The organism is Pseudothermotoga hypogea DSM 11164 = NBRC 106472, assembly GCF_000816145.1.
In the GTDB taxonomy this organism is placed as follows: Bacteria; Thermotogota; Thermotogae; order Thermotogales; family DSM-5069; genus Pseudothermotoga_A; species Pseudothermotoga_A hypogea.
This window is the reverse complement of record NZ_CP007141.1, coordinates 594,184-607,241: the sequence shown is the minus strand read 5'-3', so window position 1 is coordinate 607,241 and position 13,058 is coordinate 594,184. Positions and strand designations below refer to the sequence as shown.

General features: G+C 49.2%; 12 protein-coding genes. 6 read left to right on the top strand and 6 right to left on the bottom strand.

Annotated elements, in window-relative coordinates:
• Nucleotides 1–2 precede the first annotated feature (2 nt).
• From AJ81_RS03140 to AJ81_RS03115, 6 genes are all read left to right on the top strand, one after another.
• Nucleotides 3–1,301 (top strand): DUF1576 domain-containing protein, encoded by a 1,299-nt coding sequence (locus tag AJ81_RS03140; RefSeq protein ID WP_257008752.1) that lies wholly within the window; start codon nt 3–5, stop codon nt 1,299–1,301.
• Nucleotides 1,301–1,636: a hypothetical protein gene (locus AJ81_RS03135; protein WP_031503999.1), complete on the top strand. Its 336-nt coding sequence runs from the start codon at nt 1,301–1,303 to the stop codon at nt 1,634–1,636. The genes AJ81_RS03140 and AJ81_RS03135 overlap by 1 nt, the downstream gene beginning before the upstream one ends.
• Nucleotides 1,637–1,689: 53 nt before the next feature.
• Complete coding sequence (locus AJ81_RS03130; RefSeq protein ID WP_031503998.1) at nt 1,690–2,805, top strand: DUF3798 domain-containing protein; 1,116 nt, start codon at nt 1,690–1,692, stop codon at nt 2,803–2,805.
• A 69-nt stretch (nt 2,806–2,874) separates the two neighbouring features.
• Nucleotides 2,875–4,467, top strand: a complete 1,593-nt coding sequence (locus tag AJ81_RS03125) for a sugar ABC transporter ATP-binding protein (RefSeq protein ID WP_031503997.1) — start codon at nt 2,875–2,877, stop codon at nt 4,465–4,467.
• Nucleotides 4,460–5,500 carry an ABC transporter permease subunit gene (locus AJ81_RS03120; protein WP_031503996.1) on the top strand — a complete coding sequence of 347 codons (1,041 nt, stop codon included), beginning with the start codon at nt 4,460–4,462 and terminating at the stop codon, nt 5,498–5,500. The genes AJ81_RS03125 and AJ81_RS03120 overlap by 8 nt, the downstream gene beginning before the upstream one ends.
• Before the next feature lies 1 nt (nt 5,501).
• Complete coding sequence (locus AJ81_RS03115) at nt 5,502–6,557, top strand: ABC transporter permease subunit (RefSeq protein ID WP_031503994.1); 1,056 nt, start codon at nt 5,502–5,504, stop codon at nt 6,555–6,557.
• Between the two features lie 28 nt (nt 6,558–6,585).
• On the opposite strand, the gene alaS is transcribed toward AJ81_RS03115, so the two are convergent.
• From alaS to AJ81_RS03085, 6 genes are all read right to left on the bottom strand, one after another.
• Nucleotides 6,586–9,192 carry an alanine--tRNA ligase gene (alaS, locus tag AJ81_RS03110; RefSeq protein ID WP_031503992.1) on the bottom strand — a complete coding sequence of 869 codons (2,607 nt, stop codon included), beginning with the start codon at nt 9,190–9,192 and terminating at the stop codon, nt 6,586–6,588.
• Nucleotides 9,193–9,203: 11 nt separating this feature from the next.
• On the bottom strand, nt 9,204–10,019 hold the full coding sequence (locus AJ81_RS03105) for a phosphatidate cytidylyltransferase (RefSeq protein WP_031503990.1): 816 nt from the start codon (nt 10,017–10,019) through the stop codon (nt 9,204–9,206).
• Nucleotides 10,016–10,693 (bottom strand): polyprenyl diphosphate synthase, encoded by a 678-nt coding sequence (gene uppS / locus AJ81_RS03100; RefSeq protein WP_031503987.1) that lies wholly within the window; start codon nt 10,691–10,693, stop codon nt 10,016–10,018. The genes AJ81_RS03105 and uppS overlap by 4 nt, the downstream gene beginning before the upstream one ends.
• Nucleotides 10,690–11,244, bottom strand: coding sequence for a ribosome recycling factor (gene frr, locus AJ81_RS03095; RefSeq protein ID WP_031503985.1), 555 nt, complete (start codon nt 11,242–11,244; stop codon nt 10,690–10,692). Before frr ends, uppS begins: the two co-directional genes overlap by 4 nt.
• 62 nt (nt 11,245–11,306) lie before the next feature.
• Nucleotides 11,307–12,233: an ABC transporter ATP-binding protein gene (locus AJ81_RS03090; RefSeq protein WP_038059682.1), complete on the bottom strand. Its 927-nt coding sequence runs from the start codon at nt 12,231–12,233 to the stop codon at nt 11,307–11,309.
• Between the two features lie 10 nt (nt 12,234–12,243).
• Complete coding sequence (locus tag AJ81_RS03085) at nt 12,244–13,014, bottom strand: ABC transporter permease (protein WP_031503981.1); 771 nt, start codon at nt 13,012–13,014, stop codon at nt 12,244–12,246.
• Between the last annotated feature and the right edge of the window lie 44 nt (nt 13,015–13,058).

The following is a 13,058-nucleotide window of genomic DNA, read 5'->3' as shown; positions in this document are numbered from 1 at the left end:
CGATGATGAAATTCCTCGATTCTTTCTCGTCAACTCTAAAAAGGCTTTTCTCGGATAGGGAAAGGTTCAAAGCGCTGAGCCTATACTTCTTCGGGTGGTCTTTTTTGGCTTTCGGGCTTTTGTCTGGTGGACTTTGGCATCCTGTGAAGTTCATGAAGGATTTTTGGGAGATAATCCGCACTCCTGATTTTTTGCTCACAGACTATATAAAGGTGGGAAGTATTTCAGCAGCTTTTTTCAATTCAGGTGTTCTGATGTTTCTGTTCACATTGATTTTGAGACTTTTGAAGGTACCAATCAATGGCCTTTCTTACGCTTCCATCCTCACGGTGGGTGGCTTTGCGTTGTTCGGCAAAAACATCTTCAACGTTTGGCCAATTCTCATAGGAGTGTTCCTCTATTCGTTTTGGCGAAGAGAACCCATACAGAGGTACATCTATGTCGCATACTTTGGTACGGCGATCTCACCGTTGGTATCCTTCGTTGCTTTCGATTTTCCTGCAACGAACATGCCGAGGTTCATGCTCTCTTACATTGTTGGCATTCTGGTTGGCTTCCTTTTGCCTTCGATGGCTGGTTATTTTCTTACGTTACACAAAGGGTACAACCTGTACAACGTGGGCTTCACCTGTGGTTTGGTTGGTACGGTTGCGGCCGCTTTCTTCAGAGCTTACGGTGTTCAGATTCCCGTGCAGAGAATCTGGAGCGAGGGGAACAACCTCGTTTTTTCGCTGTTTCTGCTTCCACTGTTCTTGTTCGTTATGCTCTCTGGTTGGTTGTTGAACGACAAGAGTTTGCGAGGCTACAAGAAATTGATGAGACACTCTGGAAGATTGCTCACAGACTTCGTCATCCTCGAGGGTGTGCCGCTTACACTCGTTAACATCGGAATCTTGGGCACGATTTCAACAGTTTATGTTCTGCTCATCGGAAGTCAATTGAATGGTCCAACAATTGGTGGGATAATGACCGTTGCAGGTTTCGCGGCGCTCGGAAAACATTTGAGAAACGTCATACCTGTTATCGTCGGTGTGACCATAGCGAGCATCTCGAACAGTTACGAGTTGGGAAGTCCGAACAACGTGCTCGCCGCTCTCTTTGGAACGACGGTCGCTCCCATCGCTGGAGAGTTCGGAATCGTTTGGGGTATCATAGCAGGCTTTCTCCATAATGCGATGGTGAACAACGTGGGTTTTCTGCATGCGGGGTTCAATCTCTACAACAACGGTTTTGCTGGGGGTCTGGTTGCCATCGTACTGATTCCGATCATAAAAGCAGTTCATAAAAGGGAGGATTTATGATGACCCTCGATAAGGAGATCGTTACTCGAGTTTGTGCACAACTCGCAAAGTATCTCCTTGAAAGATCTGCAGAAAGTTTGAACATCTCGATTACGAAGGCCGAAAAATACGAGGTAAGAATAGTATCAAAAGTCTTTCTCGAAGATGAAGAGTTGAATTTGCTCAAGAGTTACCTGAATGTTCAACCACAGGAAGTTGGTTACTACTATCTTCCACTCGTCGGTGAGTATGGCTCGGAAGAGGATCTCGCAATCATCGCGATGTTGCTGGAAGAGCTCAAACTGAATTACGATGAGAGCAAACATGAACTGACGATTTCATTTCGAGTGCGCTGAACGTTGTGGTAGAATTATGTAGGGTAAAATCTTTCGAGGGGGTGTTTTTGGGTATGAGGAAACTGCTCGTGGTCGCCATTTTAATGCTCGCACTCCTGAGCTTCGCTGCACTGGGATTCAAGATTGGGCTTGTAACAGGAACGGTCTCGCAGGGTGAGGACGAGTACCGCGGAGCTGAGAACGTCGTGAGAAGGTACGGTAACGAGATCATCCACGTGACGTATCCGGACAAGTTCATGCAGGAGCAGGAAACCACGATCGCAAGAATCGTGGAGCTCGCTTATGATCCCAAGGTCAAGGCAATCGTGATCTGCCAAGGAGTTCCCGGAACGGTTGCCGCGATCAGAAGGGTCAAGGAGTTCAGGCCAGACATGATCTTCGTTGTCGGTGTGCCACACGAAGACCCAGAGGTGGTTGGTTCGGTGGCTGACGTGTCGCTCGAGACAGACACTCCGGGTCGTGGTATCACGATAGTGGACCTCGCGTACAAAATGGGCGCAAAGAGGCTCATCCACTACTCCTTCCCACGACACATGAGCTACAAACTCCTGGCCGAGAGACGGAACATCATGGAACAGCGCTGTAAAGAGCTCGGTATGGAATTCATTTTCGTTTCCGCACCAGACCCACTTGGAGAGCAAGGATTGACCGGCGCTCAACAGTTCATCTTGGAAGACGTTCCCAGACAAGTTGCGAAGTACGGGAAAGATACAGCCTTCTTCTCCACGAACTGTGGTATGCAGGAACCTCTGATCAAAGCGATCCTGCAACACGGCGGGATATATCCAGAACAGTGTTGTCCATCACCGACGCACGGTTATCCAGGAGCACTTGGAATCGAGATACCTGCGGACAAGAAGGGTGACTACAACTACATACTAAAAGCCATCAATCAGAAAGTTGTTGAGAACGGTGGTGCGGGGAGGTTTGCGACCTGGCCTGTCCCAGTCAACATGGTGTTCACTGAGGCTGGCGTTGAGATAGCCATCGAACTCGTTCAGAAAAAGATCAAGGCCAATGACATTGAGGCTATCAAGGCTGTTCTTGACAGGGTGATCTCGGAGAAGATCTCTGGATACGGTATCAAGACAATCACGAGGTATCCAAACGCTGGCAATTACTACATGATCACCATGGGTTCCGTCATATTTGGAGTCACCCAGTTCTGAGTTGTATGAATGAAACAATAGGAAAGATGTCGGCCTCGTGCCGACATCTTTTTTACGAGGAGGATGATCATGCAGTACGCACTGGAAATGCGAAATATAAGTAAATCTTTCTATGGCAATCAGGTGCTGAAGAACGTGAACATCAGTGTGGCTGCTGGCGAAGTACATGGCTTGGTTGGTGAAAACGGTGCTGGTAAGACGACGTTGATGAACATACTCTTCGGTATGCCCGTGATTCATTCGACCGGTGGTTTTGAGGGGGAAATCCTCATCAACAATGAGCATGTGAACATCGACAGCCCGAGAAAAGCCATGGAATATGGAATAGGCATGGTACATCAAGAGTTCATGCTCATACCGGGCTTCACCGTCACCGAGAACATAAAACTCAACAGGGAGATAACCAAGGACAACTTGCTGAGCAAGGTGTTCGGAAAACCTTTGAGAACTCTGGATTTTCCGGCCATGAGAAAGGAAGCCAGGCAAGCGATAAGTACGATAGGCATGTCTATCGAAGAACTCGCCGTGGTCGCTGGCTTGCCTGTTGCACACAAGCAATTCATAGAGATCGCTCGCGAGATCGATAAGAAAAATTTGAAGATACTGGTTCTTGATGAACCGACCGCTGTGCTGTCCGAAGCCGAGGCGGAAAAGCTGCTCGAAACAATCCGGTATCTCACCAAGAAAGGTGTCGCAATCATCTTCATCTCGCACAGACTGAGCGAAGTTTTGAAGGTTTCAGACAGGATCACGATACTGAGAGACGGCGCCGTTGTGGATAGCAGACCTTCCTCGTCTTTCACCGTTTCTGAGATCGCCGAAAAAATGGTCGGCAGGAAACTCGAAAACGTGGTTCTTCCACCCCACCCGAAGGAACCTTCCGATGAAGACATCATCATGTCCATAAGAAATCTGAAGGTCTACATGCCTGGTGAGATGGTGAAAGATTTCAGCATAGACATTCGACGGGGCGAGATACTCGGCATAGGGGGTCTTGCCGGTCACGGCAAGCTCGGTGTGGCGAACGGCATCGTGGGAATGTTCCCCGCCGAAGGGGAAGTCTATTTCGAAGGGAAACCTTACAGGTTGAACGATCCTTCCTATGCCCTCAAAAACGGCGTCGTCTACGTCTCGGAGGATAGAAGAGGGGTCGGCTTGCTCCTGGACGAGTCTGTGGAAATGAACATCGCTGCCACAGCAATAGAGGCCTTCGGATTGTTCACTAAGAAGTTCCTCTTCATGACCGTGTACGATCGAAAAAAGATCAGGGAACATGCGTTAGAGATGATCAAGAAGCTGGACATACGTTGCAAATCTCCAGCACAAATTGTCAGAAGGCTCAGTGGGGGCAACCAGCAAAAAGTGTGTCTTGCAAGGGCGTTCACGCTGAATCCAAAGATTCTGTTCGTGTCTGAGCCGACGAGAGGTATAGACGTTGGAGCGAAAAAGCTCGTGCTCGACTATCTGGTCCGCATGAACAGAGAACATGGCATAACGATCGTCATGACATCGAGCGAGCTCGCCGAGCTCAGGTCCATCTGTGACAGGATCGCCATAGTCGCGGAAGGAAAACTTTCCGCGATTTTGTCACCGAAAGCGAGCGATACAGAGTTCGGTCTTGCCATGGCTGGAGAGTTTCAGGAGGTGTTACAGCATGGATAAACTTCTGGAATGGCTCAAAAGAGTGGACATACCGACGCTCATCATCTTTCTGTTTCTCGTGGCTCTGTTCGTCCTCGCAGCCTTCACCGAGGTTTCGATACCCTCGCTTCTGAGTGATTCGATAAGACGTATCGGTATGAACGGGGTTCTCGTGCTCGCCATGGTGCCGACGATCCGGGTGGGAACGGGGCCGAACTTTGGTTTACCTGTCGGGATCATCGGGGGACTGCTTGGAGCGCTCATAAGCATGCAACTCGGACTTGCTGGATTCACTGGATTTTGGGCTGCGATCCTGTTCGCTGTATTGATCTGTCTTGGTATCGGTCTGGGTTACGGTTGGCTTCTTGAGAGGGTCAGAGGACAGGAGATGATGGTTGGAACTTACATGGGATATTCCGTGGTCGCTTTCATGTCCATCATGTGGTTGATGCTACCTTTCACCAATCCCGACATGGTTTGGGCCATCGGTGGAAAAGGTCTGAGATACACTTTGGCGTTGGACAAATACTTTGGTCGTGTGCTCAACAATTTCCTGAAGTTCAAAATCGGAGGGTTCGAGTTTCCAACAGGTTTGTTGCTGTTCTTCGCTGGTGTTTGTTTTCTGGTTCATCTCTTTTTCAGAACCAGAATTGGTCTTTCGATAGACCTGGTTGGACAGAACGAACGTTACGCGATCAGTTCAGGTGTGAACCCCAACAAGGCCAGACTCGTCGCGGTCATTCTGTCCACCGTTCTGGCTGGTGTTGGTATCATCGTTTACGCTCAAAGCTATGGGTTTCTGCAGTTGTACCAAGCCCCGCTGTTCATGACATTTCCCGCGGTTGCTTCCATACTCATAGGCGGTGCGTCCATAAGACGAGCGAGTGTTCGTAACGTCATCATCGGTACGGCAATCTTCCAAACGCTCTTGACGATTTCCCTTCCCGTGCTGAGCCAGGTGACTCGTGGTGATATCACGGAAGTCATGAGGCTCATCGTGAGCAACGGGATGATACTGTACGCGCTCACGCGAACCCCAAAGGAGGCGAGATGAGATGGAGAAACTGAAGAAGATCTTGATCTCTTACGCTGTGCCGATCGCTTTCTCGATACTGTGTGTTTCCGGCGTTTTGGTAGCCCAAATTCCTCCGATCTTTCTGGCGAGTGAAATAGTGAGAAGGTTGAGCAGGAACACATTCCTCGTGTTGTCCTTGATCATTCCCATCATCGGGGGACTGGGCCTCAACTTTGGAATCGTTCTGGGCGCGATGGCGGGTCAAGCGGCATTGTTTTTCGTCGTGGACTGGAAAATCAAAGGTCTGGTTGGAATTTTGGTGGCGTGTTTGATGGCGAGTGCGATGTCGATAGTTCTTGGGTGGCTCGCGGGTTTGACACTCAATAGGGCCAAAGGGAGAGAGATGATAACATCGATGATCCTTGGCTTCTTCGCCAACGGTATCTACCAGCTCATCTTCCTGTTTTTCATAGGCTCTCTGATACCGTTCGGAACTAAGCAATTTTTGCTGCCCGAAGGCGTTGGACTGAGAAACACCGTAGATCTTTATGGTACGGTTGCGTCCGCACTGAACAACGTTTGGATGGTTCGCATAGGAACGGTCAGGGTATTCGTCTTGCCGTTATTAATAGTCGTCGGTCTGTGCCTGTTCATAACATTTCTCTTCAAAACAAAACTGGGTCAGGACATAAGGGCCGTGGGACAGGACATGCATATCGCCGAGGTCGCAGGTATAAACGTCAACAAGGTGCGAATTATAGCGATCATCATGTCGACGGTCCTCGCCGCTATAGGCCAGGTGATCTATCTTCAGGATATAGGAACGATCAACACTTACAACAGCCACGAGCAGATAGGTCTCTTCTCCATAGCTGCCCTCCTGGTTGGGGGAGCCACCACGAGGAAGGCAACCATCTGGAACGCCATACTGGGTGTCGTGCTCTTCCACACACTGTTCGTCGTGGCACCGAGCGCGGGAAACAAACTCTTCGGTCAACCACAGGTGGGCGAATTCTTCAGAGAATTTCTCGCATATGCCGTCATCGCGTTCGCTTTGGCTATGCATGGCTGGAGGGCAAAGAAGATACTCATGTGAGAGAAAGGGGGCCACAACGGCCCCTCTTTCAAATTTTCTGCATTATGAGCTGTTTCATCTGCGATACGACCTCGTCGATCTTTTTTGGATCTTTTCCTCCTGCTTGCGCAAAGTCGGATCGTCCTCCTCCGCCACCACCAAGCAGATTCGCCCCGATTCGCGCCAGTTCGTTCGCGGTGATTTTGTCCGTGATGTCTTTTGTCACTCTCACGATGAGGTTCACCTTTTCCTCTTGAACGGCGAACAAGGCGACGATCGATCTCTCTTGACCTGCGATCGCAACGTCGGAAAGGTTTCTGAGTGTTGAAGAATCAACGTTTTCGAGTTTCAACATTTTGAAATTGACGTTCCCCAATCTTTCGAAAGGTAACTGTTTGATGTACATGGTCAACGTTTTCATCTTCAGTTGTTCGATCTCTTTTTCGAGCTGTTGGTTCCTCTCGATCAGGTTCTTTACACGATCTGCTATTTCATCCGTGGAAGAACCGAGCAGTTCTGCTGCCGTCTGGAGTGTGCTTTCGATCTTTCTTACGTATTTCAGTGCATTGAAACCTGTCACCGCCTCGATCCTGCGAACGCCTGATGAAACTGCAGTTTCAAAGATTATCTTGAACAAACCGATGTTTCCAGTGTTCGAAACGTGTGTTCCTCCACAGAGCTCTTCGCTGAAGTTTGGTACTTTCACAACCCTCACGACGTTTCCGTACTTCTCCCCGAAAAGTGCTATGGCTCCTTCCTCAACGGCTTCTTTATAACTCTTTTCCTCGACGATCACAGGCAGGGCTTCGAAGATCACCTGATTCACGAGATCCTCTATTTTCATCAACTGATCTTTGCTCAACGCCTCGTAGTGGGTAAAATCGAACCTGAGTCTCTCGGGCGCCACGAGCGAGCCGAACTGCCTCACATGGTCACCCAGAAGTCTTTTCAAGGCGGCGTGTAGCAAATGTGTGGCAGTGTGGTTGCGTGCGGTGGATTTCCTGCGTTCTTCGTCAACGATCAACCTGACGTTTTGTCCCAGTTTCAGTGTTCCCTTCTCAACTCTGACTATGTGTGTGATGACTCCTTCGATCGGTATGAACACGTATTCCACGAAGGCTTCTCCATCTTCCCACTTCATCCAGCCGACATCGCTGACCTGACCGCCTCTCTCAGCGTAAAACGGCGTCTCTTTCACCACGACCTCTACTTTTTCGCCGGCAGAGACCGAGTCTACACTCGTATCTTTTCGAAGCATCAAAACCGTGGATTCGTGTGTGAGCGTTTCGTAACCGACGAAGGAGATCTTTTGAGTCTTCGCGAGTTCCTCGTAGTCTCTCACAGCCCTTGCGTACTCGACATCGGATCTGGAGATCCTCGAACGCTCTCTCTGCTGTTCCATGAGACGCTCGAATCCTTCCAAATCTACTTTCAATCCTCTTTCTTTCGCTACGTCCACGACTATGTCCGGCGGGAAACCGTAGGTGTCGTAGAGTCTGAACAAGCTTTCTCCATCTATGATTTCCTTCGACTGTTCGAGAATCTCATTTAACATCTCAAGACCTTGAAGGATCGTTTTGAAGAATCTCTCTTCCTCCGCTCTCGTCACGTCCCTGATGAGATTCCTCTTCTTTTCAATTTCTGGGTAAACCTTTCCCATTCTCTCAATCACCATATCACAGATTTCGTACAGAAAAGGCTTGCTCGCACCGAGCAGAACACCATGCCTGACAGCCCTGCGCAGGATCCGTCTGAGCACGTATCCTCTCTCTTCGTTCGATGGAAACACACCATCTGCGATGAGGAAGGTGACCGCCCTCGCATGGTCTGCTATGACGCGCAGAGAAACGTTCTTCTCCTCGCTCTCTCCGTACTTCACGCCGAAGAGCTCTTCCTCTCTTCGAATGATGGGTTTGAACAGATCTGTTTCGAAATTGCTGGACACACCCTGAACAACCGCGGCGATCCTTTCCAAACCAGCTCCAGTGTCTATGTTCTTCCTTGGCAGTGGGTGCAACTGACCCTTTTCGTCCTGATAGAACTCCGTGAAGACCAGGTTCCAAATTTCCAGAAATCTCTTGTCGCTGTTTGCAGGCGTGCATTCCACACCCTCAGGACAATCTTCCACGATACCGAGGTCGTAGTGTATCTCCGAACATGGACCGCACGGCCCGGTGGGACCCGCAGGTCCCCAGAAGTTCGTGTCTTTTCCCATGCGAATGATCTTTTTTTCTGGCACACCAACGAGATCTCGCCAAATTCCGTAGGCTTCATCGTCATCTTTGTAAACGGTGACCCACAGCTTCTCTTCCTCCAGCTTCAGCACCTGCGTGACGTACTCCCAAGCCCAGAGTATGGCCTCCTTCTTGAAATAATCTCCGAAGGAGAAATTACCCAGCATCTCGAAGAAAGTGTGGTGCCTCGGGGTACGTCCCACGTTCTCTATGTCGTTCGTTCTGAGACACTTCTGACACGTGGCTATGCGCCTGTAGATTGGCTCCACCTTGCCCCAGAATATGGGTTTGAACGGGACCATTCCCGCAACCGTGAACAGAAGTTGTGGATCATCCGGTATGAGCGATGCACTGGGTAAAACTTTGTGACCCTTAGTTTCGAAAAAACTCAGAAAACTCGATCTGATTTCGTCGCTGTTCAAATCTTCTCACCTCACAGAACGCCGATTGACAAAAGAAAGTAAGTAACGGGTGTCACGAACAGTAATCCGTCTATCCTGTCCAGCATACCACCATGGCCCGGTAAAACACTGCCTGAATCCTTGACCTTGAAGTATCTTTTCAGCGCCGATTCGAAGAGATCACCGAACGTGTCGAGGATGGTTATGACCGCTGAGAAGATCACCAGGGAAGTGAATGGCATGACCTTCGCCTTGAAGATGAAACCGAACACGATTTTGTAAAGGAAAGAAAAAGCCAGCGCAGTGAGAAAGCCACCGATCATACCTTCCAAACTCTTGTTGGGGCTGAACTTTTTCGAGATCTTGGTTCTCCCCCATTTCATACCCACAAAGTATGCGCCGGTGTCGTACAACCACACCGCCGTCAGATTGAGCAAGGCGTTCGCTGCGCCGAACTGAAGATAGATCGGGAAGAAAAAGGAGAGACATCCGGCCACATAAACGAGTGAGATACCCGTCGCGACAACAATGGGCCAGACAGCCTCGATGTTCTTCTGAGTCAATACAGCGAGCACGTTCGTTAGGACAAAAGCCAGACTCAACAGCAGTAAACCGTTCTGGGCTCCCATAATACCGTACACGACCACGAATCCAACGCATATCGCAACGGCGTACTTGACGAAATCCTTATCGTTCTCCTGGCTCGCCAGGTTTAAGAGCTCGTAAGATGCCAGCAGGACCACAGCCGCCACCAAACCTATGAGACTCTTATAGTTGACGAAGCACAGCACCACAAAAGGTGCCACAATCAAAGCCGTTACCAGCCTCGTCTTCGTCTCGACAGTCACAGCCCCCCGAACCTCCTCTGACGCCTCTCGTAATCCTCTATCGCTCTGAGAAAATCTTGCTTGGTGAAATCGGGCCACAACACCTTTGTGAAGTACAGCTCGCTGTAAGCAATCTGCCAGAGCAAAAAGTTGCTTATTCTCAGTTCACCCGAAGTCCTTATCACAAGGTCCGGGTCCGGAACGTCTGGAAGATAGAGCCAGTTTCTAAGCTGTGCTTCGTCCAAACGGGTTATACCGTTTTCTATGGCTTTGTTAAAAGCATCCACGATTTCGCGTCTGCCACCGTAGTTCAGAGCCAATATCGCGTGAATCCTATCATTGTGCCTGGTTTTCTCTTCACATTCTCGACAGAATTCTACAACTTCCTTCGGAAGGTCTTCGATCGCACCGATGAACCTGATTCTTACTCCTTTTTCGAGCATCTTCTTAAGCTTTTGTCTGAGCAACTTCAAGAGTAACGAAAAGAGATATTCGACTTCCTCCCTCGGTCGTTTCCAGTTCTCGGTCGAGAAAGCGTAGAACGTGACATACTTGATCGATAGTTCTGCTGCCCACTCGACGACCTTTTCAGCTTTCAGGGCACCTCTCCGATGTCCCTCGATTCTTGGCAGGCCTCTCCGCTGGGCCCACCTGCCATTACCGTCCATTATGATCGCTACATGGGTAGGTCTCAAACTTCCATGATCTCCTTTTCTTTTTTCTCGAACAGCTTATCTATTTCTTCGATCTTCTTGTCTGTAAGATCCTGTATCTCTTTCTCGAGTCTCTTTGCGTCGTCTTCAGAGATCTTTCCATCGTCTTCCAACTGTTTGAGCTCTTTCAGGACGTCCCTTCTTATGTTTCTGATCGCTATCTTTCCCTGCTCTGCGATCTCCTTCGCTTTTTTGACCCACTTCTGCCTCTGTTCCGTGGTTGGAGTTGGGAAGACGAGTCTTATAACGTTGCCGTCATTCATGGGTGTCAGACCTATGTCAGAGGCGAAAATGGCCTTTTCGATGGAAGAGAGTACGGATTTGTCCCAGGGTTGTATGATGAGGGACCTTTCTTCGACCTTGATCGTCGCGAGCTGGTTTATGGGGGTGGGAGCACCGTAGTAGTCGACTTTGATCTCTTCGAGAATTGCCGGACTCGCACGACCAGTCCTTATCTTTCTGAGTTCTTCGGAGATCTTCTCGATGGATTTGTTCATGCGATCCTCGGCACTCTTCACGATGGGATGACGCATACGTTCCCCTCCTCGCACTGAATCGCTTACCCTCGAGGATTATACCATGACGCTGGCAGGCATCATTCGCGCGTGTAGCTGATGAAGATCTTTTCGAAATTCACCATTTCCTTTTCGATGCTTTCTATCTCGATGTTGTTCGATCTGAGGGTATCTATCAGTTCGTAGAGTTTCTGCGAGGAGGTGAGATTGACTTGCAGTTCAACAAGATTTCCGTCCTCGTTCCAGCCATTGAAGCCAAGCTCTTTGAGTCTTTTCTTGGATTCTTCGTCGCAGACGAGCCTCAGCTTGTAGGCACGGGCAGTGAAGACGTCTATGAGTCTCTGCTTTTTCTCGCACACGACGATGCGCCCTTTGTTCATTATGGCTATCCTATCTGCGACGGCTTCGACCAGGTTCATGTCGTGGGTCGAAAGCAGAATGGTCTTACCCTTTTCCTTCAAGGATTTCAGTATGGACCTGAACTCCACCGCAGAATGTACGTCGAGTCCGAGCGTGGGTTCGTCCAGGAGCAGAACGTCCGTATCACAGGCCAAGCAGACAGCGATGGCCGCTTTTTGTTGCATCCCGCGCGAAAGCGAGTGTACAAGTTGGTTCGCCTTATCCTTGAGCCCAAGACTTTCAAGGATCTCGAGTGCGTGTGATTTGTTCAGTTTCTTACCGCGTATACCTGCAAAGTATCTCATATTTTCAAGCACACTCATGCGCCAATAAAGGTTTCTGTTGCCTTCCAAAACTGCGCTGATCTGTGACAAGGCTTTGGATCTTTCTTTCAGTACGCTGAATCCCTTAATTCTTACCTCACCGGAATCTGGAATGATTAGGCCGCAGATGCTCTTGATCGTGGTAGTTTTCCCCGCACCGTTTGGACCGAGTAGGGCGAAGATCTCACCGTTCTTTACGTTGAAACTCGCGTGGTCCACAGCTACGATCTTTTCTTTGGAGTTTCTCTTCGGATAGAGTTTTACAAGATCCATCACTTCGATCATCCTCATCACCTCAGTATTGCGAAAGACTTCCAACGATCATCGCGCGTCGTTCGAAAGCGCGGAAAACGATGAAGCCTATCGAGAGATAACCGATTGCGACCAACCAGAGGACCACGTGATCGGAGAACTGAAATTGATAGAACTTCGTATTGTTGATCGCAAGTGCTCTCATCATCGAACTCGCTTGCGACATGGGAAGGAGTCTGTGCCAGAGGGATTGCGTTTCGAACATCGTGAAGGAGAGCGAACCAAAGGTCACGATCTGAATGAACGAGGAAACTCTCTTGAAGATCAACGCAATTCCACCGAGTATCATACCGATACCCAGCGCGGAGATGGTTCCACCGATCATCAAATAGAGCAGCGTGGCAAGATCGAAACCTATCTTCCTTCCGGTGGTGAAGGCGGCAAAGTACATGAGAGGAATTGCGAGAAGAACGTTGTTGAAGAGAAACTCGGACACCATCCTGAACAACATCTGATATTCGAACGCGATCGGGGATGCGAAAACCTGTTCCAGTGTTCCACGCTGGGCTTCCTCTATGATACCCCATGCGACACCTTGGAACGAGAAGATGAACACGATCCACATGAAATACCCCACTATGATGCCATCCAATGTGGAGGACAAATTTATGCTCGGACCACCGACCGCTTTCACGCCGAAGAAGAGTAAATAAAAGAAAATCAAGAGTGTGGCGATGCCAGAGATGGAGTTGAAGTAATAGCGTCTGATTTCGATAAACGTTTTTTCAAGATTTGCGAGAAATGCTCTCCACATTTTTGAACCCCCTCTTTCAATTCTGAAAATATATTACCATGACT

What these genes read in the sequence shown, in the direction of transcription:
- frr (WP_031503985.1), bottom strand. Translation starts at nt 11,244, where the DNA reads ATGCGTCATCCCATCGTGAAGAGTGCCGAGGATCGCATGAACAAATCC.
- AJ81_RS03115 (WP_031503994.1), top strand. Translation starts at nt 5,502, where the DNA reads ATGGAGAAACTGAAGAAGATCTTGATCTCTTACGCTGTGCCGATCGCT.
- AJ81_RS03085 (WP_031503981.1), bottom strand. Translation starts at nt 13,014, where the DNA reads ATGTGGAGAGCATTTCTCGCAAATCTTGAAAAAACGTTTATCGAAATC.
- AJ81_RS03130 (WP_031503998.1), top strand. Translation starts at nt 1,690, where the DNA reads ATGAGGAAACTGCTCGTGGTCGCCATTTTAATGCTCGCACTCCTGAGC.
- AJ81_RS03125 (WP_031503997.1), top strand. Translation starts at nt 2,875, where the DNA reads ATGCAGTACGCACTGGAAATGCGAAATATAAGTAAATCTTTCTATGGC.
- AJ81_RS03120 (WP_031503996.1), top strand. Translation starts at nt 4,460, where the DNA reads ATGGATAAACTTCTGGAATGGCTCAAAAGAGTGGACATACCGACGCTC.
- AJ81_RS03135 (WP_031503999.1), top strand. Translation starts at nt 1,301, where the DNA reads ATGACCCTCGATAAGGAGATCGTTACTCGAGTTTGTGCACAACTCGCA.
- AJ81_RS03140 (WP_257008752.1), top strand. Translation starts at nt 3, where the DNA reads ATGATGAAATTCCTCGATTCTTTCTCGTCAACTCTAAAAAGGCTTTTC.
- AJ81_RS03090 (WP_038059682.1), bottom strand. Translation starts at nt 12,233, where the DNA reads ATGATCGAAGTGATGGATCTTGTAAAACTCTATCCGAAGAGAAACTCC.